We start from the raw sequence: 23,204 nt of genomic DNA on the forward strand, positions 1-23,204 counted from the left end.
AAAAAAGGCGGTCGGGGGCCTTTCCATTCCCCCGACCGCTGGCCGGCCTTGGGTCAGGCCGGTTCCGGGCAGGCGTCGGGACTCTCAAACCTCGCGTGCGGCCCGGGAGAATCGGCCCGGAATCGTCCGGGACGATGGTGTTCTAGATGTCCGGGATGGCCGGCCGGTTAAATGGCTTCTTCGCCGGTTTCGCCGGTACGGATACGGACCACTTCGTCCACTGTGGAGACGAAGATCTTGCCGTCGCCGACCTCGCCGGTATAGGCTGCGCTGCGGGCGGCTTCCACTACCTGGGATGCGAAGTCGTCTTCGACCACGGCCTCGATTTTGATCTTGGGCACAAAGTCCACCTGATATTCCGCGCCCCTGTACACTTCCTTGTGGCCACCCTGGCGGCCGCATCCCTTGACCTCGCTGATGGTCATGCCCTTGACGCCGATGCCCGACAGGGCGGTTTTTACCTCGTCGAGCTTGAAGGTCCGGGTGATGATTTCTATCTTCTTCATGTCACTGTCTCCTTACTGCCACTGATATCCGGTCTCTGAATGTTCGGCAATGTCCATGCCCTTGTCCTGCTCCTCTCCGGTTGCCTTGAGGCCGATGGTGGCGTCCACCGCCTTGAAGAGGATGAAGGTCATGACAAAGCAGAATCCCCAGGTGGCGACCACGGATACGAATTGGACCCAGAGTTGGTGGGGGTTGCCCGCGATCAGCCCTTCTGCGCCGACCGTGGCCAGCACGCCGGTGGCCAGTGCTCCGTAGGTGCCGCCCACGCCATGTATGCCGACCACGTCCAGGGCATCGTCATACCCGAACCTGTTCTTGAGCATGATGCCCCCGTAGCAGATGATGCCCGCACCCAGGCCGAGCACGATGGCCCACATGGGGGTGACAAAGCCTGCCGCCGGGGTGATGGCGACCAGACCGGCCACAGCGCCCGAGGCTGCGCCCAAGGTGGTGGCCTTTCCGCCGTGCACCCATTCCGCGATGATCCAGGACAGGGCCGCAGCGGCCGCAGCCATGTGGGTGGTCACAAAGGCGTTGGCTGCAACGCCGTCAGCGGACAGGGCGGAACCGGCATTGAAGCCGAACCAGCCGAACCAGAGAATGCCCGCGCCCAGAATGGTCATGGGCAGGTTGTGGGGGATGAACGCTCTGGTGCCGTGGCCTTTCCTTTTACCTATGAGGATGGCGCAGCACAGGGCCGCGGCCCCGGAGCTCATGTGTACGACCGCGCCGCCGGCAAAGTCCAGGGCGCCCATCTCGCCCATCCAGCCGCCGCCCCAGACCCAGTGGCACATGGGGGCATAGACCAGGATCAACCAGAGGGCGGAAAAGACCATGAATCCTGCAAACTTCATGCGCTCGGCAAAGGCGCCCGTGATCAGTGCGGGCGTGATGACCGCGAACATGCACTGGAAGATCATGAAGGTCAGGTGGGGCAGGTTTTCGGCAGGCGACCCGGCGTTGTCCAGGCCGACGCCGCTCAGGAAAGCGAAGTCCAGCCCGCCGATCAGCCCGTTGATGTCGGAACCGAAGGACAGGGAATATCCTATGACCGCCCACAGCACGGACACCAGCCCGAGCATTATGAAAGACTGCATTATGGTCGCGAGAACGTTTTTCGAGCGGACCAGCCCGCCGTAGAACAGTGCCAGGCCGGGGGTCATGAACATGACCAGGGCCGCACAGATCAGTATGAAAGCGTTGTCTGTGTAGTTCATCGTTATACCTCCGGGGTGCCCTAATGCAAAAGAGGGGCCAATGAAAAACGGCTAAAATAAGGGGTTTTATACAAAATGGTTTTGTTTTCGATTAACAAAAGTGCAAAAAAATCGTAAAATTTACGAAATTTGTTAAAAATGTGGATAATGATGTAGGTTTGCTCCGGGCGCGGTGCCATTCTTACGGGAAAGGCAGGGCGCTTTCCTGTGACCGATTTGACCACATTGCTTCAAAACGATAGGACTTGTTGAGATTATGAAAGAAGGGAGTCGGCGCTGCACGGCCAGGGAGGTTGGACCATGCACATGAGAACCAAGAGCGCGTTGGTCGTTATTGTCGGGCTGGCCCTGGCTTTTGCCGTGGTTTTCAGCTTCGATTACACGGATCGCTATGTCAGCGACCGTTTTAACAAGGCGATTCAAAACGCTCCGGCAGGGACTGGCGAGTCCTTTTCCCTGGACGCCCTGATGGAATACTACGACTGGGATTCGGTCTGTGTGGTTCTGCCCGGCTCGGATCACGGCTTCACCACCCTGATGGGCCGCGATTACGAACATCAGGCCACGGATATTGGCTCCTGGAGCCTGGTTTTCATCAAGGGAGAGGCGGTTACCGCCGAGATTACCATTGATCGGACCTTTCTCGAATACCCTGATAATCTGGAAGCGCACTGCTTCGACCGATGGGGTGCTGTCTTCTTCCTGAACAGGGATGATCAGGGCCAACTGCATCTTACCTTTTCCGGGCATTAGGGTTGAGTATGTCCAATCAAGCCCTGGAAAATGCAGCCCTTGCACTGAAGAATGCCCGGTGCGCCCTGGCCTTCACCGGGGCGGGTATCTCCGTCGAGTCCGGCGTTCCACCCTTTCGCGGGCCGGGCGGCGTGTGGTCAAAGTATGACCCGGACATGTTTGAAAAGGGATACTTCAAGCGCCACCCGGAAGAGGTCTGGCCTCTGCTGAAAGAGATTTTTTACGACACGCTCGGCCGGGCCAGGCCCAACCCCGCCCATACGGCCTTGGCCGAACTTGAAGCTGTGGGCAAGCTGGCCGGGATCATCACCCAGAACATCGACTCCCTGCATCAGGCCGCCGGAAGCGGGGTGGTCCATGAATACCATGGCTCCACCCGGCGTATGCAGTGTATGCACTGCCGGGAGTTCTTTGCCTCCGAGACCATATCCCTGGAAAAACTGCCGCCCCTGTGCCCGCATTGCAGCGGTCTGCTCAAGCCGGATTTCGTGTTTTTCGGCGAGGGTATTCCCACGGCCGTGCACATTGCTGCCGTTGAACTGGCCGAACAGTCGGACGTCTGCCTGATTATCGGCACGGGCGGTCAGGTCATGCCTGCCGGACGCATTCCCTATATCGTCAAGAATCGGGGAGGCACGATCATCGAGGTCAACCTTCACGATACGGATTACTCCTACACCACCAGCGACTATTTCCTGCAAGGCAAGGCGGGCGAGATGACCCCGAAGCTGGTCCGCTTGGCGTTGGCCTGACTGTCCGCTGAACCGGGATTCGTCGTTGCTCCCTCCCCACGGTGCTGATATTGCGTGGGGTCGGAGATAATAGCTGTAAACAATAAAGGCCTGATGTTGACAGTATAGGATCTTTATTTCTTATTCACAGTATAAGACCAGTACGTTATTGCAGGGCAAGGAATCTGTTAACCGTGAATTCAATGAGGGTTGCGTATGGAGATGTTTATCAATCTTACTCAAGCAATTGTCAGTCTGGTCATCGTGTACATGTTGGCCTTGTACTTACGGCATCGGAACGTTCTTGAGGAACAGCATTCCTTAATTCTTGCGCGGATCGTCACGGAATTATGTCTCCCTGCAGTGGTTTTTGTCAATCTGGCTAGCGCAAGCATATCCCCGGAATACATGCGTCCTGCATTCGTGATGTTAGGAGCAGAGCTGTTATGCATAGCTCTGGCCTGGGGTGCAGGAACGGCGTTTCGTTTATCCAGAGCGGAAAAGGGAGCAATAGTATTTTGTGCTGCCTTCGGGTCATCAACTTTTCTGGGATATGCGATTATAATGCAACTGTATCCCGACACCCCGCAAGCCATGACCGAGGCTGTTCTCATCTCAGAAGTCGGCGTCGGCTACCCCATTTTCATCTTGGGCCCCATGCTGGCTGCGTACTTCGGCAGTTCAGGGGTATCTTTCCGGGAGAACATCGGAGCCTCCCTGGCCTTTTTTAAATCTCCGGTCTTTTTTGCGCTGCTTCTGGGCCTGGCCTGGCAGCCACTGGGATTGCCCGGGGAAGAAAACGGCTTGCTCCGCCCTCTTTTTGATGTCTGTCATGTACTGAGTCAGGCATTGACGCCGCTTGCAATTCTTGCCGTCGGACTGATGTTCAAAATTCCAAATCTCAGGCAATGCCTGGTAATGCTGACGATTGTGGTTGCCATAAAACTCCTGATCAAACCGTTTATGCTGTCCTACGTGTCCGATTTAATGGGATTTGAAAAACTCTGGAAGGATGTTCTGGTCCTGTTGGGAGCGATGCCCCCGGCAGTGCTGGGAGTTGTTTTCTTGCGCCGGTACGGCGGAGATGCTTCCCTGGCCTCGGCCTTGTTGCTGGTGGCAACCATTCTGAGTTGCGTGACAATTCTGGGAGTTTTCTGGGCCGTGGGGTAGCTGGAACACCTGCTGCGCTTGCGAAGTCTGACCGTCCATGCCGGAAGAATGACTCGGCATGGATGTACTTGATAAAAGCCGGAAACTCACATGATCCCCAGTCCTTGAAACAGGGAGACCCTCACCCGTTAGGGAGCCTCTACTCGAAGCAGATACTATAATGGGAAACTTGACGATGTACGGGGAAAGCGTTTGACAGAGTGTCGCTTCAGCCACCCCAAAAGCCCCTCGCCTTACGATGGCCAGGGGCTTTTGGGCGGTCATGGATGCCGACTAGGCCAAGTCTTTTTGATGCCAGTTCCAGGCTGTGCGCACGATGTCGTGGACATCGCCGAATTGCGGGTGCCATCCAAGGATTTCGCGGGCGGCGGAGGCTGAGGCGACCAGGGCCGGGGAGTCTCCGGCGCGGCGTTCGGATTCCGTGACCGGAATCTCCCTGCCGGAGACCTCGCGGGCCACGTCAATGATCTCGCGTACGGAAAAACCGTTGCCGTTGCCCAGGTTGAAGGCGCGGGACGCACCGCCTGATTCCAGGAAGTCGAGGGCCTTGACGTGGGCGTCGGCCAGGTCCGTGACGTGGATGTAGTCGCGCAGGCAGGTGCCGTCCGGGGTCGGGTAGTCAGTGCCGAAGATGGTGATGTTGTCGCGCAGTCCCAGGGCCGCATGCAGGATGAGCGGGATGAGATGGGTCTCGGGCTGGTGGCGTTCTCCGATCTCGGCATCCCTGTCTGCCCCGGCCGCGTTGAAATAGCGCAGGCAGACGTGCTTCAGGCCGTAGGCGTGGTCATAGTCGGCCAGGATCTGCTCGATCATCCGCTTGGACCAGGCATAGGGCGACAGCGGCGAGAGCGGGTGATCCTCGGCGATGATGTCCGTGATTGGCTCGCCGTAGACCGCAGCGGTGGAGGAGAAGACCAGTCTTTTCACGTCCGCCTTGAGCATGGCGTCCAGGAGATTCAGGGTGTTGCGCACGTTGTTGCCGTAGTAGATGCGCGGCCTTTGCACGGATTCGCCCACGGCGATGAAGGCGGCGAAGTGCAGGACCTCGCCGATGTCGTGACGGGAGAACACGCCCTCGATAAAGGCGGGATCGCCCAGGTCGCCGTGCTCGAACGCTCCCCATTTGAGGAAGTCGCGGTGTCCGGCCACCAGGGAATCCAGGACCACCACTTCGCGCCCGAGCTGCGTCAGGGCCTTGGCCGCATGGGAACCGATATATCCGGCGCCGCCGGTGATGAGTGTCTTTTTCATGCCCGTTCAATACTCCACGCCGAAGGAAAAGAGAAGCCTGCTTCGCCCGTCCGAAAGGTTTGAGCTCTGTATTTTTGAAAAAGGCTTTGTTCCTGAGGGCGCGTGCTTTAGCCGAAGGCGCAATAAAAAAGTTTGGGAGAGTTCAGAGAACCCTTTTCAAAGGGCTCTCCGGCGAGGAGCCGCCGGAGGCCATCCTGAAAAGGGCCTCTGGAAGAGAGTACTCTAGGACTGCATCCGCCCGATCAGTTCCTTGAGGGAGGCGGCTAGGGTGGACAGGGCATCGAGGTCGGCCCTGGCTTCGGTCATGGCGTGCGCCGTTTCGCTGGAAATGGTGTTGATCTCTTCGGTGGCCCGGGCAACTTCCTCACTGGTGGCGGACTGCTCCTCGGCTGCCGTGGCGATGGAGCGCACCTGGTCGGCGGCCATGATCACGCTTTTGTGGATATTTTCGATGAATTTTCCAGCCTCGTTGGCCAGTTCCGTGGATTTCTGGATGGAGGAGACCGCGCTTTCCGTGGCCGTCACGTTTTCGTGGGTGCCGGTCCTGATGGCCTGAATGGCCTCGTCCACTTCCTTGGTGGCGGTCATGGTTTTTTCGGCCAATTTGCGGACCTCGTCCGCGACCACGGCAAAGCCGCGCCCGGCCTCTCCGGCGCGGGCGGCCTCGATGGCCGCATTCAGGGCCAGGAGGTTGGTCTGGTCTGCGATGTCGTCGATGACCTGCATGATCGCTCCGATGTCCTTGGTCTGCTGGTCCAGGACGGCCATGGATGTCTTCAGGGCTTCGGATTGGCGTCCCACACCCTGGATGGCTTCGACCACCTGGTTCACGAGCGAGGCGCCCTCTTCTGCCAGATCCCGCATCTGGTCGGCGTTGACCGATGCGTCGGATGCGTTGCGTGCTACCTCCAGGACCGTGGCGTTCATTTCCTCCATGGCCGTGGCGGTTTCTCCGGCCCGGTCGCGTTGGATTTCCGAACCGTGGCTGGCCTCGTCCACCTGTTGGGACAGGGTTGTGGAAGCGGTGTCCAGCTGTTCGGCGATGGCTTCGGCCTCTTTGGCAGCGTCCACGATGATCTTGTGCTGGTGCAGGGCTTCGGCCTCGCTCTGTTTGATTTGCGTGGTCTCGGTCAGGATGGTGAATGCGCCGACAATGCGTCCATCCAGGTCCTTGATGGGGGATATGTCCACCAGCAGGTGGTAGGGACGGCCCTTGCGCCCTTTGCCCTCGGTGACCTGGGCCACGACGACCTTGTCTTTGCGCATGCATTCGCCGAGCATGGTGGGTTTGTTCTTGTCGCCATAGATGAATTGAGCCATGTGCATGCCGATGAATTTTGAGGGCGGGTCGTCGATCTGGAGGAGGTCCAGCTCCGGCTGGTTGAGAAAGGTGATGATCTCGTTCGTGTCCACCACCACGCAGGGCTGGGTCAGGCCTGACAGCAACCCCTGGGCCAGGCCGAGCTTGGTCTTGAGTTCGCCCGTCATGCTCTTTACGGCTTCGATAGCCTCGCTGATGGCGTCTTTAGGCAGGTATTCGATGGTGGTGTCGTAGTTGCCCCTGGCCACCTCATGGGTGAAGTTCGAGAGCTTGCGCAGAGGTTTGATCAGGGTGCGCACCAGAATGATGCTTCCAAGAGTCGCACCCAGTATGCCTGCAACGACAATGATGCCGGCCATTATCAGGAGACTCTGCTTCATTTCAACCAATTTGGCCGGGTCTACCTGTAGCTCTCCGAGGGCCGTGTCCACCTGATAAATGATGCCGGCTGCAAGAGCGATGGCGGTCAACGCCACCATGCCGGTCACGCCGATGGAGAGCTTGAACCGAAAGGGAACTCTTTTGGGATCGAACATACACATGCCTCTGTGTGGTTTCAGATAACGAGCGTTTGCCCTTAACTGTTCGGGATATTACTCTAGATATTCTTTAGATTCTGTACGGGGGTCAGCCCTTTCTGTCAACATGCCCCGGCGCTCGAATCAAAAAAGCAGTGTGCTGACCGCGGCCCCGGCCAGGACCACCCACAGGACATCCACGCCCAGGCGCAGGGCCGCAAAGGCGAGCAGGGTGAAGACGGCTTCGGGCGCGTCCCACTGGACGCTCATGCCGAATCTGAATGCGACCGCAGCCATGAGACCTACCAGGGAAATCAGGCTGCCCTTGAGCACGCGCCGGGCCAGGGAGGAGCTGGTCAAACGGTCGGCAAAGGGTGTGGCGGCGCAAAGGAAGATGAGGGAGGGAGAAAACACGGTCACGGCCGCGACCAGTGCACCGACGGCCCCGGCCAGGGCGTATCCAAGGAATGCGCCCGTCATGACGATGGGACCGGGCGTGATCTGCCCCAGTGCGATGCCGTCCATGAACTGGCTGCCGGTCAGCCAGTGGCGAACTTCCACCACCTCATGAAGCATGAGCGGCACGGACACGTATCCGCCGCCAAAGGCGAAGCAGTCGATCTTGATCATGAGCAGGCCCAGATCGAACAGCCTGGGGTCGGTCAGGTAGAGGGCGCCCATGAAGACGGCCAGCCCGGCCAGGAGCAGTCCGGCGAATTTCAGCGGCTTGGTGTCGGTCCCGGCATGGTGGAGCGGGCGACCTCCCTGCTCATCCTTCAACAAGATTACGGCCAGAAAGCAGACCACGGCCATGGCCAGGATCGGGTTGCCCCTGAGGCCGAGCCAGACACCTGCCAGGCAGGCCAGGAGCCGGGCGGACAGGGAATCCAGGTATTGCCGGGCGAAGTTCAAGGCGGCGTGGAGAATGAGGGCCACGATGACGAGCTGCATCCCCTGGAACGCAGCGGTCACGGCTTTTACGTTGCGGGCCGAGAAATAGAGCGCGGACAGGCCGAGCATGAGCAGGAAGGCGGGCAGGCTGAAGCCCAGATACGCGGCCAGGGCACCGGGGCCGCCGCGTGCGCGCAGCCCCACGTAGGCCGCCACCTGCATGGCCGTTGCACCGGGAAGGAGTTGGGTCAGGGAGATGCCGAGCCGGAAGCTGTCTTCGTCAAGCCACTGTTCCCGATCCACGGCCATGGTTCGGATATACGGCACCATGGCAGGCCCGCCGAAAGCGGTCAGCCCGAGCCTGAAAAAACGGCAGAAGATGCGGATCAGGGAAGGGCTGGTCGAGGCGGCGGTCATTCTTCGAAGGCCAGTCGTTTGATGATCACGTTGGACACGAGCATACCGTTTTTGGTCAGCCTGAGTCGTCCCCGGCTGATGCGGACCAGATTTTCGCGGTGCAGGGCGGTGATGAGCTGTTCCTGCCTTTTGACCAGATCAAAGCCCGTGCGTTTGCGGTACTCCTTGAGATCAAGGCCCTGGCTGGTGCGCAGGGAAAGCATGACCATCTCCTTGAGCAAATCGTCGTCGGTCAGATCCTCGAAGTCGTTGCCCACCATGGCCCCCCGGATATAGGCATCGTATTCGTCCATGTAGCGCGGGGTGGAAAACCGCCTGCGCCCCAGGGTGGATACGGCGGACGGGCCGAGGCCGAGGTAGTCCGAACCGTCCCAATACCCGGAGTTGTGCGAGGACATGAAGCCCATGCGCGCGAAATTGGAAACCTCGTAGTGCATGAAGCCCATGGATTCGAGATATTCGGCCCCGTATATGAACATGCGGCCCTGCTCCTGGTCCTGGGGCAGGGTCAGGTCGCCGCCTTCGCCGCACCGTTTGGCCATGAGGGTGCCGGGTTCCAAGGTCAGGTTATACGCCGAAATATGTTCGGGCCGCATCTCGGCCACGATTCTGAGCTGGTCGAGCCAGACCTTGAGCCGCTGGTCCGGCAGTCCCCAGATGAGGTCCAGGCCGATGTTGCCGAATCCTGCCCGCCGCGCCTGGTCAAAGGCCTGGTAGGCCATGGCCACCGAGTGGGGCCGCCCCATGACATGGAGGTCGGCGTCCTTCAGGCTCTGCATCCCCAGGGACAGCCGGTTGAAGCCGATGGAGAGCAACCCCCGAAAATAGCTCGCGTCCTGGGCCGAATCCGGGTTGGCCTCGATGGTCACTTCCATGCCGGGGTTGAAGGTGAACGCCTTGTCCAGTTCCTTCATGATCCGGTCGAGCTGGCCCAGCGGGATCAGGCTCGGCGTGCCGCCTCCGAAATATATGGTGCGCAGTTTCGGTTTTTGCAGCCGCTGGCCCCAGAGAGCGATCTCCTGGAGCAGCAGATTGAAATACCAGGAAAAGGTGACCTGATTGAAGGACTGGGAATGGAAGGAGCAATAGTGGCAGCGGGACTGGCAGAACGGGACGTGGATGTAGAGCAACAGTCCTTTGCCGTTGTTCCCGTTGGTAGGCTTTCTCTTGCTCCCGGCCTCGGGGAAAGCGGGTTTTACCGGGACGTTTTCACCATAGATTCTGCCCATGGATCACCTCCGCACGTGGCGGCTGGAAAACGTGATCAGCGTGCCGATGAAGATATAGGCGGTCGCTGCCAGACCGATCAGGGCCACGGAGAGCGCCGCAGGGAATGCGCCCAAGGATACCAGCAGAAGGCCGGTTCCCTCATAGAGCATGATGATCGAGATGGCCCAGATGGAGATGACCCGGCCCTTGTGGGCGAACCAGGCGATGATCGCATAGGTGGCCACGGCCAGGATGCCCATTCCCCAAGTCTCGCCCGTATTCAGCGCCAGCCCTTTGAGTACTGCGGTCACGGTCTTGATGATCAGAAAACCGACGAGCACGGTCTCGCGCCGCAGGAGAAATTCGATCAGCGTGCGCATGGCCTAGCCCTTCAGTTCCTTCTTGTACCGCTCGTTTTCGCTGTACAGGCAGCCGCAGTACTGCTGCCGGTATATCCCCCACTCCTTGGAGGTCTCGATGCCCTCCTGCCAGCCTTCGCGGAAGTCGTGATAGAGAAAGTTCGTATGGGCCGATTCCAGGTCGTGTGCGAGGGCCGCGATGCCATCGTGTTTCTGGTGTTTTGAATAGAGCAGCGTGGTGGTGAAAAAATTGAATCCGCCCTTCTTCGCGATCTGCGCCGTGCGCTCCATGCGCATGGCATAACAGTGGAAACAGCGATTGTTCTCGCGGTGGGCCACGGCCCGGAACCACTCCTGCGGCCGGTATTCGTCGTCCTTGACGATGACCCTGATGCCGAGCTTCTCGGCCACGGCCAAACACCCGTCCCGCCGCTTCACGTATTCCATGAGCGGATGGATGTTCGGGTTGTAAAACAGACCCGTGACCTCATATCCCTGGTCCAGAAGGGTTTTCAGGGTGGTGATGGAACACGGTCCGCAACAGATATGGAGAAGCACTCTTTTCATATGGCAGCCAGTTTGAGCGCATTTGCCCCGGTTTGTAAAGGGAGGGGAGGGGGTGATGCCTTCCCCCAGACCTCCATCCCCTCCCTTTCCCAAACTTTTTGGTGTCGCTTTGCGGGGTGGGACGAAACATTGTCAAAGTGCTTTTCCTGTGCATTCTTTATCAAAACGGGGTGTTGCGGATATCCCGTGTTACGCTTTTCGCAAATAATCAAGGGCTGCCGTGGGCAGTTCAAAGGAGAAAGCGAATGCGCGTATTTGAAATGGAACTGAGGCGCGACCAGAACGGTCGCATTGTCGATAAAATCGAAATGGTTAAGGGAAGACCGGTCGCAGGGGTCTACGCTTATGACGCAGCGGGGCGTCTGTTTGAGGCGCGCATTGACGGGCGGCTTGTCTGCCGGTGCTATTACGACAAGGCGGGCCGCCGTATGCGGGATTATCTGCCCGCAACTGCCCAATGCCATGCGCCGGGAAGATGGGGCCGTGTTCATCCTGCACGTTGATCAGGTCGGCTCCTTGCGAATTGTTGCCGACACCAGTGGCTACGTGATAAAGGAGGTTCTGTATGATCCCTTCGGCGGCATCACGGAGGACATCAGTCCGTGGCTTGCCCGACCCCATCGGGGATGCCGGAGGCGGCCCGGACTGGTACGGGTATTGTCTGGATGATCCGGTCAACGGGGTGGCCCCAATGTCTTTTCATCGATCCCCGCTCCATGGTAGGCTGTTTTCCTGAACCGTCAGCGAGGACACTCCATGCCTGAATATACCGGTATCAATCATTTGGCCATGGTCACCGGCGATATGGACGCCACTATCCGTTTCTGGCGCGATCTGCTGGGGATGCGCATGATCATCGGGTTGGGGCATCCCGGGTATCGCCATTACTTCTTCGAGATATCCGAAAACGACATGATCGCCTTTTTCGAGTGGCCCGGTGTGGAGCCGCTGGAAGAGCGGGACCACGGGTTCCCGGTCAAGGGGCGGATCGGTTTCGACCACATTTCCTTTGGCGTGGCTTCGGAAGACGATTTGTGGGAGATCAAAGACAAGCTGGAGGCCGCCGATATCTGGTGTTCCGAGGTGGTCGATCACGGGTTCATCCATTCCATCTACGCCTTTGATCCCAACAACATCCCCATCGAGTTCAGTTCCAGTGTGCCCGGTGTGGACCTGCGCAAAACCCCGGTCATGACCGACACCGATCCCAGCAGCGAGGCTCTCAAGGGCCCGGAGCCGCAGACCGGGGTGTGGCCCGCAGTGGGCAGCCCCACGCCCGCGAGCGAACGGGCCTCCTACGAGGGCGAGGGTCGGAAGGTGATTGAGGCCCTGCGCAAGCTGGAGGCCGGGGAATAGAGCGGCCAGGCTGTCGAGTTTCTCTTGTAAATGGTCCGCAAGTCACCTAGGGCTTTTGGCTCAAGGAGAAACCGTGACCAGACCCGCTGCCCATATTTCCTTTCAGTACCCCTGCCGCAGGGGCGCCTTCATCCGCCGCATAAAGCGGTTTACCGTGGAGGCCGAGGCCCTGGACGGGCCGGACAGGGGCGTCATCCTCAAGGCGCACACCAACAATACGGGTTCCATGCTCGGTCTGCTCAAGCCGGGCGCAACGGCCCTGCTTTCTCCCGCCGCCAATCCCGACCGCAAGCTCAAGTACACCCTCGAAGGGCTGGAACTGTCCGGGGCCATGGTCGGGGTGAACACCCTCACGCCCAACCGCATGTTGTATGCGGCCTGGCAGGCCGGGGCCATGGCCGAGATGGACGGCTACGCGCATTTTCAGAAGGAAGCCAAGGTGGGGCAGAGCCGTCTTGACGCGCACCTCTTCGGCGAGCGCGGCGAGCTCTGGGTGGAATGCAAGAACGTGACCATGGTCGAGGACGGCGTGGCCTGCTTCCCGGACGCGGTCACCGAGCGGGGACAGAAGCATCTGCACGAGCTCATGTCCCTTGCTGAAACCGGGGTGCGGGTGGCCCTGTTCTTCCTGGTTCAGCGGCCTGACGGCCACTGCTTCGGCCCGGCGGATTTCGTTGATCCTGTCTATGCGCAGCTGTTTTATCGGGCCTTGGATGCAGGCGTGGAGGCGTGGCCGTATGTGGCTGAAGTGGATGAAAACGGCATACGCCTGGGCCACAGGCTGAAGGTGGTGCGGCCGTGAGTTCGCTTTTGGTCGGTGCAATCCTCATCAGCTTTTCGTCGGTCATGGTGGTCCTGGCCGGGCTGCCGCCGGATGTGACCGGATTCTATCGGCTGACGATCGGCGGACTGGCCATGCTGGCGTTCCTGGCCCGGCAGGGCAAGCTCGGGTTGTTCACGCCCAATGTCCTCAAGTGGGGGTTGGTGGCCGGGGTGTTCTTTGCCGGGGACTTCGTGTTCTGGCACCGGTCCATTACCTTTGTGGGACCCGGCCTTTCCACCATGCTCGGCAATTTCCAGGTCATTCCCATGGCGGTCGTATCCGCGCTGTTCTTCAAGGAGCGGATGCCGCCACGGCTGTATATTGCCATACTTTTGGCTCTGGCCGGACTCTATCTCATGGTGGGCGTGGGATGGGACGGGTTTACTTCCGACTATCGGATGGGCGTGATCTTCGGCCTGCTCACCGCAGTGTTCTATGCCCTGTACATGCTCTCCCTCAAGTATGCCCTGGCCAAGGACCGTGCGGATTCGCTGGTCATGGCTGCTGCCGCTGCCCTGTTCACCGGTGCGCTGCTCGGGGGCCTGGCCGTGGGGCAGGGCCAGGCGTTCGCTTTCCCGTCAGTTCAATCCGTGGTCGCCATTGCGGCCCTGGCTCTGATCTGTCACGCCGTGGGCTGGTTTCTGATCACCCGGGGTATCCAGGCCGTGCGAGGGGCATTGGTGGGGCTGATCCTGTTGTTGCAGCCCACTTTGTCCTTTCTCTGGGACATCCTGTTCTTCGGCAAGCCGGTCAACTGGGTGGAATTGTCCGGCGTGGGCTTGGCCCTGGTCGGCATCTACATCGGTTCCATCAAGGACAGGAAATGAAAAAACCGCCTTGCGGGCGGTTTATCGATCAATGATTCCGGTCTCAGTCCTTTTGCAGACAGACCCTTTTGCCTTCTTCCAGTTCCCGTTCCTTCTTGCGCAGTTCGCGGCGCAACTCGGCTTCCTTGTAGCGCCGTTTGGCCGTCTCGGTTTCGAGTTTCAACGGAGGCACGGGCGTGGGTCTTCCGTTTTCGTCCAAGGCCACGTAGGTCAGGTAGGCGGAGTTGGTATGACGGACTTCGCCGGTCCTGAGGTTTTCCGATTCCACGCGCACGCCGATTTCCATGGAGGAGCGGCCCACGTGGTTGAGACTTGCCTTGAAGGTGAGCAGTTCGCCCATGTAGGCGGGCTGTTTGAAGGCCATCCGGTCTATGGAGACCGTGACCGTGTTGCCGCGGGAATGTCGCTTGGCCACCACTCCGCCTGCGGTGTCGATATGCTTGAGTATGACGCCGCCGTGCAGATTGCCTGCCGGGTTGGCATCCTGGGGCAGAACCAGGTGGGTCATGAGCACCTCGGATTCTGCTGCTGATTTCGGTTCCATATTATTCCTCCCTGGATTTGCCGTATTGCACGCGCGCCTCCCAGACCAGTTTGCCGATCTTGCGGCCCAGGTCGGTCTGACGTGTTTTCATGAGGGCCTCGGCCGCTTCCAAATTGCCCTGCTGTTTGAGCAGGGTGGCGGACTCGAGGTCGCGCAAGTGTTTCTCGCACTCGCGTATCATAGCCGAAAGGTTCATGCTTTCCAATTCTTTTGGCACACGGACGCTGCGTACTTTCTTGCTCATCTCCACCCCCCGGAGTTTTCACTTTGTCATTCAAAGTGATGACAGAGCGTGGGGCGACGGTCAAGACCGTATTGCGCGATTTCCTCAAGTGGGGCAAGGTGTGGATATGAATGTCTCACCAGCCTTTCGGGGCATCGTCCGTAATATCTGCACCACCGTGACGCTCATCGGTCTGTGCCTGCTCGGCGTGGTCGGGCTGGAGGCCTATGAGGGCAAGCTGGTCGCGCTTTTTTTCCCCGGCATGGATCACAGCGTAAAACACCAGGCATACGCCCTGCTCCTGAGTTTGCCCGTGCCGCTTCATGTCGTGTTCATCGGCCTGATCATACAGAAGCAGTGGCTGACAAGGGGCATGGCCCGGTTCGCCTGGATCGGCATCGTCGTTTCGGGCCTGTGGCTCGGCGCGGCCCTGGCCGTGAAGGCGCTTGTTCTGTGACCGACTCCGGTCCGCAAAGGCTGTTTCCCGCAATGAAAAAGGCGCGCCATGCTCTGACACGGCGCGCCGATTGATGTTTTCAGCCTGATGCAGGCTACATCACCCGGCAGCCGTCTTCGGTGACAAGCACCTGGTATTCCCAGCGGATGCCGCCCCAGGCCGGGTCGTACAGGCCGGGCTCCACGGTGACCACCATGCCGGGTTCGAGGACGCCCTGGGCGGCTCTGGACAGGCTCGGCGGCTCATGGGTCTCCAGGCCGACGCCGTGGCCCAGGCCGTGGGTGAACATGCCTTCCACCCCGTCTTTCTGGAAGACCGCGTAGGAGGCCAGGTAGGCGTCCACGCAGGACAGGCCGGGGCGGATGATGTCAATGGCCGCGGCTTGAGCGGCGCGCACCTGATCCATGGTCTTTTTGAAGCGGTCGGACGGTGTGTCGCCCACCCAGAAGGTGCGGGTCTGGTCCGAGTTGTACCCCAGGTAGCGGCAGCCGGTGTCGATGAGCACCAGTTCGTTCTCGCGGAGTTTGGTCTCGCCCGGAATGGCGTGGGGCAGGGCCGCGTTGGGGCCGACTCCCACGATGGTGGAAAAGGCCATGCCTTCGGCTCCGTGCTCGCGGAAGAATTTCTCCACAAGCCAGGAAATCTCTCTTTCGGTCCTGCCGGGGATGAGTTGGCCTTCAATGTATTCGAACAATTCATGGTTGAGCCGGATGGACTCGTCCATGCGCCGGATTTCGTCGGCGTCCTTGATGATGCGCAGGCTCTCCACGATGTTTTCCGTGGGCGTCAGGCTGACGAACTCGGTGAGCTTGTCGTAGTCGAACAAATGCAGCGCCTTGGGTTCGAAACCCATGGCGGTCACGCCCTTGCCGTTGAGGAAGGTGCAGATCTCCAGATGCTTCTTGGCAGAGTAGACGCAGATGTTTTTTTCGTCCCACGTCTTGCGGGCCGCATCGACATACCGGGGATCGGTGAAGAGGTAGTCCTCGCCCGGGGTGATCACGAGCCAGCCAGAGGATTCGTTGCACTGGGCGTCGTGCAGTTCGAATCCGCTCAGATAATAGCGGTTGGCAGCCAGGGACACGAGCATGGCGGGCAGTTCGCGCGCCTGCATTTCCTCTTTCAGGGCTTCGCGGCGTTTTTCGAAGATGTCGGTGTTCATGAGGTGTATCAATCCAATGTGTAGGTCGTTTCAGGGGTGCCGCGAACCATGCGCTGCGCCCATTCCACCCCTTGCATGACGGAGTGGTCCATGTTGGACACCTCGTATTTCCAGCCGCCGAAACGGCCTCGCGAATAGATGCCCATGGCTTCCAGCCTCGGCTGGAGGACGCGGAGCGCGCCGTCGCGCTCCAGACACGGCACGGGATAGCCGTAATCCACGGCCATCTCCCATCGGCTCAGGATGTCGTTTACCCTGTCCGCGTGCAACATGGTGGTGTTTACCAGACCCTCGATGGTCCGGTCCATCAGTTCATCTATGTTTTCCTGCTTGTGTTTCGAAAAAGAGGATTCGCACATGAACCCGAGCTGCTCGCCGGGGCGGGCCACGTTGTTGGGGGAATAGTTGTGGAAATTGGTCACCCGGTAGAAGGGGGAATCCGGCTCGGGGTAGTACATCCAGCAGCGAGAGTTCCGTTCGGCCTGGTCGTGGATATCCAGCCCCACCCCGGCCACGTAAACCGAATTGTGCGTGAGCCTGCCTGCCGCGTTTGTCATGGCGTCGTCCTTGGCCGTGAGCCAGTCGCGAGCCAGGATGTCGATGGGCGCGGTATTGAGTAAAGTCTCATATTTCACGGTCAGTCCCGTTTCCGTGGTCGCGGTCCCGGCCTCGGCATCGATGGAGACCACGGCCTGATCATATCGTATGCGGTCTTTCACACGATCGGCCAGCCTGCGGAATATCTCGCCCGTGCCGCCGTGGAGCGGGAACTTGAAGGTGTTGTTCGGTCCCCAGGCCACGTCGTCCTGTTCTAGGATGATGTTCCGAAGCACTTTTTTGAGGTCCACCACGGACACGCGCTCGCCGATCCAGCCGAACTGCATCAGTTCGGGCGGCGTGGCCCAGACCTTGAAATTGTAGGGGGTCATGAAGTGCCTGGCGATGCCCGTCCCGAAGATGCAGTCGATCCATTGGGCGAAGTTTTCGGGCGCAATCTCGTTCCGGTTGCCCGGCAACAACCCCTTGACGCATTCCCAGCGCGCTTCCTTGGGCAGGTGGCGGATGTTGTTCTGGAACGGGTAGGGGACCCATGTCTTGTTGGAGCGCACCCAGGATTCGCGCTCATGCTCCAGCCGTTCGTCGCCGAGCAGGGAGTCCATGAGGTCGTCGAAATACGGGTAATGGGAAAAGACCACGTGCCCCCCGATATCCCAGGTAAAGCCGTGTTCGTCACGGAAACTGGAGGCCAGACCGCCCGCATGTCCGTGCCGTTCCAGTATCAGGAAGTCGTCCTGGCCCAGTTCCTTCAGGCGATGCGCTGCGCCCAACCCCGTGGGACCGGCTCCGATAATCAGGTATTTCGTTTTCACTGTGTTCTCTCTTGCAAGGGAAGTTCTTTCCAATCCCGTTTACTTATCAAGTTTGGTGCCAGGCATGTTTTGCCCTGTCAAACCGGCTGGTGAAAATTGATATTCTTAAGCAGCCGCTTCTTGTCCTTGATAGCCGCCTCGTGTGCCGCCTCGCCAAAGCCCTGCGCGATCATGTCCAGCCTCACATCGGCCATATCCACGCCGAGTTCGGCCTTGATCCGCTCCGACTCGTTCATGGCGGACTGCATGATTTCCATGGCCGTGTTGTCGTCCACGCCAGCCCGTTTCATGATGTCGGCCACACAGTTATCCACTTGATACCGGGCCATTACACGCCCCCTTTGATGATGCATTCGGCAGCCACACGGAACGCCTCGGAGAGCCGTCCAGCCTGTTCGACGCCACGGTCAGCCGCCTTGAGCTCCGCCAGCTCCTGCTCGGTCACACGACCGGCAGCGGCCATGGCCTGGACCTCCTCCACGTCACGCGCAAACGCCTCGTCCGACTCCATGTCGTCCATGGGGTCGGGCAGGTCGCGCTCCGGTCGTTCGGTACGCCAGTCCAGCCGCTCGGCCGGCGGGAATTCATTGAATCGTTCGGAAAGAATGCGGGAAAGGGATTCCCCGGCTTGATCGAGATCGGCCCCGTTGAACAAACGCACATGCGCCCTGCCGTCCGGCAGGAACTCGACGGAACCATTAGCCTTCCCGTTCACGGAAAATCGTTGCGGCCCCTTGCGCGACACGCCCGGCTGACCGTCCATGGTCCAGCGCACCGCGTCCTTGACGATCTCGGCAATGTCCTCGTCGGTCAACTCGACATCAAGCCCGCGCTCCCGCAGGAATTGCGCAAACCAGGCCTTGATCTGATCCCACATGGACCGCTCCATGTCGGTCAACTCGCCGCCCTGGACAAGTTTTTCGCCGATATGGGCCAGCATCTCCTCGGCAGCCTCGCGCCTGTGCGCCACATTGTCGAAATTCAGCCGGTAGGCCTGCCGGATATCCTCCAAGTTCTCGGCCCCGAAATGGTCATACACCGAATCCATCAGTGTATTGAACTTCGCATCATCCCCGATCAACCCGCGCAGCCCATGATGCACACCCTGTTCATGCATCCAGATTGCCACGGCCTGATCCACGGAATCAAAGGCATCCGCCACGATGTAGACAGACTGTCCATCGTTGACGCCGCGCACCCCGCCGACCATTTGCCGTTCCCGGTACTTTGCCTTGACGTGTTCCGGCAGCTCGGCATAGGTGTCCACCACCTTGAGCGGAGCCGCATTTTTCGCCTTGCGTTGCAACCGCTCCACAACCTTGCGCACTTCGCCCCGATGGTGTATACTTTCATCGAAAGAGGTATCGATCTGGACGACGCTCTCACTATGTGAGGCTTGGGTTGACCCCGGGGAGCCGCCGGGCGCCAGACGCGCCTCTTTCGCTTTCACCCAGTTATCAACACCCTTGGTGCTATCCATAAACGTTGTGGTAACATACGACTTTCTGCCGTTCTTGCCAGAAACGGTCTCGACAGCAACTGCTTGAGATATCCCACCATTATTTTTTACGAAGATATAAGATTTTCCACCGTACGTATTCTTACGGGGGTCTCCCTCTATTTTTTTATCATATCCTTCAAGGACATCCATAATTAGAGGAATAGCTTGATCGGCTTCACCCGGATGGCGTTTATAAATATGATTGACCGCGTGCGAAGTGAGTAAGACACTTCCTGTTTCATGGCTTTGACCTAGTTCAAAGAAGGAAGCCTTTCCTTTTGGGTTGTTGCGAACCTGATTGACAAACTTGCCAACCGTCGCCACATCATTACGATACATGGCCGCATGGAACCGAATCCCCGGCCCGTCTTCCCCGCCCACTTCGATATCCGCGATATGCCGCTTGACCCAGGTATCCGTATCCAAACCCTGCGCCGCTGCCAGCCCGTCCCACCGCGTCAGAAAGGCCTCTGCCTGCACAGAATCAAGCCCGCCATCAGCAAGTTGCTTGAACGCCTTGCCCCGGTTGAACTGCCCGGCCTCCACCACATCCTTCAGGATAGGCCCCACATCCACCGGCTTGCCGTCCGACACATCCAGTGTCGCCTTTTGCAACCCGCGCAACACGGTTTCCTTTGTCTCGCCTCGAAAATGCTTTGCCCAGGCTCCACCGGCCCCATGTTGAGGATAGTGGTCCTGTCAGGCAGGATAATAATCATTATAAGCCTTAGCCTCTTGCCAAGCGCCGGGGAGGCGCTTACTTTATACCCATGACCAGTAAATTTGATCCAGAATTGTTGTACGTGGAATGCAGCCAGTGCGGTCAACCGATCCTCTGGAAGCGTGGAATGACGACTCAACTGCTGAAGCTGGCCAACATCGACCCGTCCTCCCTTGACGAGCGGTGTGTGATCATGTCCGACGGGTGCCCTGCGTGCGTCCCGGAAATGACGACATTCACCACCCAGGTCATTCGCCTGAACCGCGAAAAGAGCGGGCAGAAGTCCAAATCGGCCATGGTCAATTAGAGCCGATCTGAACAGCTTGGACGAAAGCGTCTGTTTTCCGGATAACACCCCGGAAAACAGGCGTTTTTTTCTTTTCCCCGACCGTTTCCCCGAATGCTTGCCATTGTCTGATCCCGTCTGTCTGCTTTTGCTTGTCATTTGGTACCCGAACACCGACCGATTTTTCCCGGGCGCGTCTGCTCCGTCTCGCAAAATCCACGTCGGGCACTCGATAATATGTTGAATTAATGCGTTAAAATTTTTCATATTGTTCTGTCCGCAAGTCTTCTGCCCGCCATACCCCGTCAAGCTGTTTTTTTATACCCCTCAGCTCCGCTCGATAGCCGATCTCTTCCCGGCCCGAAACCCGGGGCTATGCTCTTTCGCAAATACGGGAACTGACCCCGAAAACAAGGAGCAGACGAGAAATGAGCTTAGCCACACCCGCAATCACCAATTTCACGGCAGGCGAGATCAGCCCGCGACTGGAAGGGAGGACCGATCTTTCAAAATACTACAACGGCTGCCGTATTCTGGAGAATTTTCATGTCCATCCGCACGGCGGGGCCACCCGGCGCTCCGGGTTCCGGTTCGTGGCCGAAACCCTGAACCCGTCCAAGCCCGTCCTGTTGATACCGTTCGAATTCAGCGCCTCCGAAACCTATGTGCTGGAATTCGGCGAGGACGACCAGGGCCAGGGGCGCATGCGCGTGTTCTCCGGCCATGGGGTCGTCCTTTCGGGCGGGGAAGAGTATGTCCGTGACATTCCCTACACCTCGACCGAGTTCGACCGGATACGCCATGCCCAGTCCGCAAACACCCTGATTCTGGTCCATCCCGACCATCCCCCACGGGAGATGCTTCGTGTGGATCACGACAATTGGACCCTCAAAGAGATGGCTTTCATCGGCCAACCGGAGAATTGGAAGGCCAATAATTATCCTTCTGCCGTGGGGTTCTATGAGCAGCGGCTGGTCCTGGCCGGGACGCCGGACAGTCCGGCCACCATCTGGATGTCCCGCACCGGCGCATTCGCCGATTTTCGTCTCAAGACCCGGGAAGTGCCCATTGACGGCTGGCGGGACCGGGAGATCAAGGACGGTAATGCGGACAGCATTCGCGACGGCAAGGCCGGGGATACCGTGGTGCTGCTGAACGGCGACGGCTTCGAGGCAAAGGACGGCCTCAAGGGACAGCATCCTGACGGGACCACCCGTTACTACAGGTACAAGGGGGCCAAGAACTACTCTGCCTCCGGTACGAACCTGACCATTACCTTTGCCGACGATCCGGCTGACAAGCAGATCGAGTCCATCTGGGATGATCGGGGTGTGTTGAATGAGGAGTACTGGGACTGTTTCGAGACAGGGGACCGAACGGATGCTCCGGCCGGGGAAGAGCCTCTGGACGACGACGGCCTTGAAGTGACCCTGTCAGGTCGTCAGGCCAACGGCATCGAGTTCATCGTTTCGCGCAGCAGCCTGTGGATCGGCACGGCGGGCGGGGAATGGACTTTGGCCGCATCGTCGAGCGAACCTTTGTCCCCGGGGAACGTCAAGGCCAACCATGAAGGCACCTGTGGTGCCTCCTCGACCAGGCCCGAGTCGGTGGGCTTCGCCACCCTCTATATCCAGCGGGCTGGCAGAAAGATCCGCGAGATGTCCTACCGGTACGAGTCCGATGCCTATGTTTCCAGGGATTTGACCCTGTTGTCCGAGCACATCACCGAAGGCGGCCTGACCCGGCTCGCCTATGTCCAGGAACCGGATTCCATACTCTATGGGGTGCGGTCCGACGGCGTGCTCGTGGCGTTGACCTATGTGCCGGACCAGGAGGTGGCGGCCTGGTCGCGGATCATCACCGACGGCGCGGTGGAGGAGGTCACCTCCATCTACAACGATGCAAAAAAGCGTGACGAACTGTGGATCGTGGTGGCCCGGGCCGTGAACGGCGAGCAACGCCGCTACATCGAATACCTGGAAGGGGACTTCGACGGCCGCATCGAAAACGCCTTCTACGTGGACAGCGGTTTGACGTATGCCGGCGATCCTACGGATATCGTGCAGGGATTGGATCACCTGACGGGCAGGACCGTGTCAGTGCTGGCCGACGGTGCCGTGCAAAGAGACAAGGTGGTGGGCCAGGACGGAACGCTTGTCCTGGACCGGCCCGCCTCGATCATCCACGCCGGGCTTGCCTATGCTTCACGGCTGCAACCCATGCGCCTGGACGCAGGCAGCCAGCGTGGAACCTCCCAGACCAAAAAGAAGCGCATCATCAAGGTTGCGGCCCGGTTCTACCAGACCTTGGGGGGCAGGATCGGGCCTGACGCGGCCAATCTGGAGCCGGTCTATTCCCGCTCGCCTGCAACGCCCATGGGACAATCTCCGGGCGCGTTTGACGGCGACAAGATCGTGAATTTTCCCAAGGGCTGGGGGCGAGACGGCCTGTTGACCATCGTACAGGACCAGCCCCTGCCCATGTCCGTACTGCTCATCGTCCCGCACCTGGCGGTCAATGAATAACCGGATAAACCATTTAAATAAAAAGAGGAATAATCATGGGAACCAATTCCACGCAGCCGCTGGATACCCTGGAGCAGGGATTCGGTCTGTTCAACGATTTTCAGCAGCGCATCAACAGCCGGTCAAAAGGCGAAAATTCGGTTCAGGCACGGCTTTGGGAGACCGAAGCCAAAGGCGATGCGCATGACATCCGGCAAAAGGCCGTCAAGGATGGCGAGGCCCTTCGCGAAGAACGGGAAAAGACTCGGTCCGGCCACAACACGGACTGGGGCGGCTCAAACCTGGCCATGTCCGGCTCCAAGAAGCTCATTCGGGATGCAGAGCGCATTCAGGACAGGCAGGACGAGGAGGACGTGCTTTTCCAGGGTGAGATGGGTGCGCGCGGGGTGTTGGACGACGCCCGGCACAGGTCGAACCTGTTGCGTATCAATTCCGGTCTGTCTGCGGATCGATCCACCCTGTCCCTGGGGTCCAAAATCTACGGAACAAGGAGCTAGG

At 59.2% G+C, this 23,204-nt stretch carries 25 protein-coding genes; 11 read left to right on the plus strand and 14 right to left on the minus strand.

Going from position 1 to position 23,204, the window contains the following annotated elements:
• Positions 1-167: 167 nt before the first annotated feature.
• Together DWB63_RS12685 and DWB63_RS12690 are read right to left on the minus strand one after the other, a co-directional pair.
• Complete coding sequence (locus tag DWB63_RS12685; protein WP_128329217.1) at positions 168-506, minus strand: P-II family nitrogen regulator; 339 nt, start codon at positions 504-506, stop codon at positions 168-170.
• Positions 507-518: 12 nt separating this feature from the next.
• Positions 519-1,724 (minus strand): ammonium transporter, encoded by a 1,206-nt coding sequence (locus DWB63_RS12690; protein WP_128329218.1) that lies wholly within the window; start codon positions 1,722-1,724, stop codon positions 519-521.
• Positions 1,725-2,024: 300 nt separating this feature from the next.
• Here DWB63_RS12690 and DWB63_RS12695 point away from each other — a divergent pair, with 300 nt between their 5' ends.
• The 3 genes from DWB63_RS12695 (at position 2,025) to DWB63_RS12705 (ending at position 4,378) form a co-directional block, all read left to right on the plus strand.
• Positions 2,025-2,477 carry a hypothetical protein gene (locus DWB63_RS12695; RefSeq protein WP_128329219.1) on the plus strand — a complete coding sequence of 151 codons (453 nt, stop codon included), beginning with the start codon at positions 2,025-2,027 and terminating at the stop codon, positions 2,475-2,477.
• An 8-nt stretch (positions 2,478-2,485) separates the two neighbouring features.
• A complete protein-coding gene (locus DWB63_RS12700) occupies positions 2,486-3,229 on the plus strand; it encodes an NAD-dependent deacylase (protein WP_128329220.1) in 744 nt (247 codons plus the stop codon).
• 195 nt (positions 3,230-3,424) lie between these two features.
• Entirely contained in the window at positions 3,425-4,378 is a 954-nt protein-coding gene (locus DWB63_RS12705; RefSeq protein WP_128329221.1) for an AEC family transporter, read from the plus strand.
• Positions 4,379-4,651: 273 nt separating this feature from the next.
• On the opposite strand, the gene galE is transcribed toward DWB63_RS12705, so the two are convergent.
• The 6 genes from galE to DWB63_RS12735 all read right to left on the minus strand — a co-directional run bounded on the left by galE (position 4,652) and on the right by DWB63_RS12735 (position 10,911).
• Positions 4,652-5,629: a UDP-glucose 4-epimerase GalE gene (gene galE, locus DWB63_RS12710; RefSeq protein ID WP_128329222.1), complete on the minus strand. Its 978-nt coding sequence runs from the start codon at positions 5,627-5,629 to the stop codon at positions 4,652-4,654.
• Positions 5,630-5,851: 222 nt separating this feature from the next.
• The gene (locus DWB63_RS12715; RefSeq protein WP_164879887.1) at positions 5,852-7,486 is read right to left on the minus strand and encodes a methyl-accepting chemotaxis protein; all 1,635 of its coding nucleotides are present in this window, start codon (positions 7,484-7,486) and stop codon (positions 5,852-5,854) included.
• 126 nt (positions 7,487-7,612) lie between these two features.
• Complete coding sequence (chrA, locus tag DWB63_RS12720) at positions 7,613-8,776, minus strand: chromate efflux transporter (RefSeq protein WP_128329224.1); 1,164 nt, start codon at positions 8,774-8,776, stop codon at positions 7,613-7,615.
• Complete coding sequence (hemW, locus tag DWB63_RS12725; protein ID WP_128329225.1) at positions 8,773-10,005, minus strand: radical SAM family heme chaperone HemW; 1,233 nt, start codon at positions 10,003-10,005, stop codon at positions 8,773-8,775. The genes chrA and hemW overlap by 4 nt, the downstream gene beginning before the upstream one ends.
• A 3-nt stretch (positions 10,006-10,008) precedes the next feature.
• Positions 10,009-10,365, minus strand: a complete 357-nt coding sequence (locus DWB63_RS12730; protein ID WP_128329226.1) for a hypothetical protein — start codon at positions 10,363-10,365, stop codon at positions 10,009-10,011.
• A 3-nt stretch (positions 10,366-10,368) separates the two neighbouring features.
• Entirely contained in the window at positions 10,369-10,911 is a 543-nt protein-coding gene (locus DWB63_RS12735) for an epoxyqueuosine reductase QueH (protein ID WP_128329227.1), read from the minus strand.
• Positions 10,912-11,156: 245 nt separating this feature from the next.
• Here DWB63_RS12735 and DWB63_RS12740 point away from each other — a divergent pair, with 245 nt between their 5' ends.
• From DWB63_RS12740 to DWB63_RS12755, 4 genes are all read left to right on the plus strand, one after another.
• Positions 11,157-11,414 (plus strand): hypothetical protein, encoded by a 258-nt coding sequence (locus DWB63_RS12740; protein WP_128329228.1) that lies wholly within the window; start codon positions 11,157-11,159, stop codon positions 11,412-11,414.
• Positions 11,415-11,667: 253 nt separating this feature from the next.
• Entirely contained in the window at positions 11,668-12,267 is a 600-nt protein-coding gene (locus DWB63_RS12745; RefSeq protein ID WP_128329229.1) for a VOC family protein, read from the plus strand.
• Between the two features lie 73 nt (positions 12,268-12,340).
• Positions 12,341-13,069 carry a DNA/RNA nuclease SfsA gene (gene sfsA / locus DWB63_RS12750; RefSeq protein WP_128329230.1) on the plus strand — a complete coding sequence of 243 codons (729 nt, stop codon included), beginning with the start codon at positions 12,341-12,343 and terminating at the stop codon, positions 13,067-13,069.
• Positions 13,066-13,917 (plus strand): DMT family transporter, encoded by an 852-nt coding sequence (locus tag DWB63_RS12755; protein WP_128329231.1) that lies wholly within the window; start codon positions 13,066-13,068, stop codon positions 13,915-13,917. The genes sfsA and DWB63_RS12755 overlap by 4 nt, the downstream gene beginning before the upstream one ends.
• Before the next feature lie 43 nt (positions 13,918-13,960).
• Here DWB63_RS12755 and DWB63_RS12760 read toward each other — a convergent pair whose 3' ends face one another.
• On the minus strand, positions 13,961-14,461 hold the full coding sequence (locus DWB63_RS12760) for an acyl-CoA thioesterase (RefSeq protein ID WP_128329232.1): 501 nt from the start codon (positions 14,459-14,461) through the stop codon (positions 13,961-13,963).
• Between the two features lies 1 nt (position 14,462).
• A complete protein-coding gene (locus tag DWB63_RS12765; protein ID WP_128329233.1) occupies positions 14,463-14,705 on the minus strand; it encodes a hypothetical protein in 243 nt (80 codons plus the stop codon).
• A gap of 106 nt (positions 14,706-14,811) precedes the next feature.
• On the opposite strand from DWB63_RS12765, the gene DWB63_RS12770 reads away from it, so the two are divergent.
• On the plus strand, positions 14,812-15,141 hold the full coding sequence (locus DWB63_RS12770) for a hypothetical protein (RefSeq protein WP_128329234.1): 330 nt from the start codon (positions 14,812-14,814) through the stop codon (positions 15,139-15,141).
• A gap of 94 nt (positions 15,142-15,235) precedes the next feature.
• Here DWB63_RS12770 and DWB63_RS12775 read toward each other — a convergent pair whose 3' ends face one another.
• From DWB63_RS12775 to DWB63_RS12790, 4 genes are all read right to left on the minus strand, one after another.
• Positions 15,236-16,303 (minus strand): aminopeptidase P family protein, encoded by a 1,068-nt coding sequence (locus DWB63_RS12775; RefSeq protein WP_128329235.1) that lies wholly within the window; start codon positions 16,301-16,303, stop codon positions 15,236-15,238.
• A gap of 8 nt (positions 16,304-16,311) precedes the next feature.
• Positions 16,312-17,673, minus strand: coding sequence for an FAD-dependent oxidoreductase (locus tag DWB63_RS12780; RefSeq protein WP_128329236.1), 1,362 nt, complete (start codon positions 17,671-17,673; stop codon positions 16,312-16,314).
• Between the two features lie 77 nt (positions 17,674-17,750).
• Complete coding sequence (locus DWB63_RS12785) at positions 17,751-18,002, minus strand: hypothetical protein (RefSeq protein ID WP_128329237.1); 252 nt, start codon at positions 18,000-18,002, stop codon at positions 17,751-17,753.
• The gene (locus DWB63_RS12790) at positions 18,002-19,798 is read right to left on the minus strand and encodes a hypothetical protein (protein ID WP_128329238.1); all 1,797 of its coding nucleotides are present in this window, start codon (positions 19,796-19,798) and stop codon (positions 18,002-18,004) included. The genes DWB63_RS12785 and DWB63_RS12790 overlap by 1 nt, the downstream gene beginning before the upstream one ends.
• 146 nt (positions 19,799-19,944) lie before the next feature.
• Here DWB63_RS12790 and DWB63_RS12795 point away from each other — a divergent pair, with 146 nt between their 5' ends.
• The 3 genes from DWB63_RS12795 to DWB63_RS12805 all read left to right on the plus strand — a co-directional run bounded on the left by DWB63_RS12795 (position 19,945) and on the right by DWB63_RS12805 (position 23,203).
• Entirely contained in the window at positions 19,945-20,202 is a 258-nt protein-coding gene (locus tag DWB63_RS12795; RefSeq protein ID WP_128329239.1) for a hypothetical protein, read from the plus strand.
• Positions 20,203-20,609: 407 nt separating this feature from the next.
• Positions 20,610-22,706, plus strand: coding sequence for a hypothetical protein (locus DWB63_RS12800; RefSeq protein ID WP_128329240.1), 2,097 nt, complete (start codon positions 20,610-20,612; stop codon positions 22,704-22,706).
• Positions 22,707-22,741: 35 nt separating this feature from the next.
• The gene (locus tag DWB63_RS12805; RefSeq protein ID WP_128329241.1) at positions 22,742-23,203 is read left to right on the plus strand and encodes a hypothetical protein; all 462 of its coding nucleotides are present in this window, start codon (positions 22,742-22,744) and stop codon (positions 23,201-23,203) included.
• Position 23,204 lies beyond the last annotated feature (1 nt).

The organism is Pseudodesulfovibrio sp. S3, from assembly GCF_004025585.1.
GTDB lineage: Bacteria > Desulfobacterota > Desulfovibrionia > Desulfovibrionales > Desulfovibrionaceae > Pseudodesulfovibrio.

Bases quoted from the DNA above. Each gene is read 5' to 3' on its own strand.
- galE (WP_128329222.1), bottom strand. From the start codon at position 5,629: ATGAAAAAGACACTCATCACCGGCGGCGCCGGATATATCGGTTCCCAT.
- DWB63_RS12730 (WP_128329226.1), bottom strand. From the start codon at position 10,365: ATGCGCACGCTGATCGAATTTCTCCTGCGGCGCGAGACCGTGCTCGTC.
- DWB63_RS12685 (WP_128329217.1), bottom strand. From the start codon at position 506: ATGAAGAAGATAGAAATCATCACCCGGACCTTCAAGCTCGACGAGGTA.
- DWB63_RS12765 (WP_128329233.1), bottom strand. From the start codon at position 14,705: ATGAGCAAGAAAGTACGCAGCGTCCGTGTGCCAAAAGAATTGGAAAGC.
- DWB63_RS12700 (WP_128329220.1), top strand. From the start codon at position 2,486: ATGTCCAATCAAGCCCTGGAAAATGCAGCCCTTGCACTGAAGAATGCC.
- DWB63_RS12740 (WP_128329228.1), top strand. From the start codon at position 11,157: ATGCGCGTATTTGAAATGGAACTGAGGCGCGACCAGAACGGTCGCATT.
- DWB63_RS12735 (WP_128329227.1), bottom strand. From the start codon at position 10,911: ATGAAAAGAGTGCTTCTCCATATCTGTTGCGGACCGTGTTCCATCACC.
- DWB63_RS12775 (WP_128329235.1), bottom strand. From the start codon at position 16,303: ATGAACACCGACATCTTCGAAAAACGCCGCGAAGCCCTGAAAGAGGAA.
- DWB63_RS12695 (WP_128329219.1), top strand. From the start codon at position 2,025: ATGCACATGAGAACCAAGAGCGCGTTGGTCGTTATTGTCGGGCTGGCC.
- DWB63_RS12705 (WP_128329221.1), top strand. From the start codon at position 3,425: ATGGAGATGTTTATCAATCTTACTCAAGCAATTGTCAGTCTGGTCATC.
- DWB63_RS12745 (WP_128329229.1), top strand. From the start codon at position 11,668: ATGCCTGAATATACCGGTATCAATCATTTGGCCATGGTCACCGGCGAT.
- DWB63_RS12800 (WP_128329240.1), top strand. From the start codon at position 20,610: ATGAGCTTAGCCACACCCGCAATCACCAATTTCACGGCAGGCGAGATC.
- DWB63_RS12715 (WP_164879887.1), bottom strand. From the start codon at position 7,486: ATGTTCGATCCCAAAAGAGTTCCCTTTCGGTTCAAGCTCTCCATCGGC.
- hemW (WP_128329225.1), bottom strand. From the start codon at position 10,005: ATGGGCAGAATCTATGGTGAAAACGTCCCGGTAAAACCCGCTTTCCCC.
- DWB63_RS12805 (WP_128329241.1), top strand. From the start codon at position 22,742: ATGGGAACCAATTCCACGCAGCCGCTGGATACCCTGGAGCAGGGATTC.
- DWB63_RS12795 (WP_128329239.1), top strand. From the start codon at position 19,945: ATGACCAGTAAATTTGATCCAGAATTGTTGTACGTGGAATGCAGCCAG.
- DWB63_RS12770 (WP_128329234.1), top strand. From the start codon at position 14,812: ATGAATGTCTCACCAGCCTTTCGGGGCATCGTCCGTAATATCTGCACC.
- DWB63_RS12760 (WP_128329232.1), bottom strand. From the start codon at position 14,461: ATGGAACCGAAATCAGCAGCAGAATCCGAGGTGCTCATGACCCACCTG.
- DWB63_RS12690 (WP_128329218.1), bottom strand. From the start codon at position 1,724: ATGAACTACACAGACAACGCTTTCATACTGATCTGTGCGGCCCTGGTC.
- DWB63_RS12785 (WP_128329237.1), bottom strand. From the start codon at position 18,002: ATGGCCCGGTATCAAGTGGATAACTGTGTGGCCGACATCATGAAACGG.
- chrA (WP_128329224.1), bottom strand. From the start codon at position 8,776: ATGACCGCCGCCTCGACCAGCCCTTCCCTGATCCGCATCTTCTGCCGT.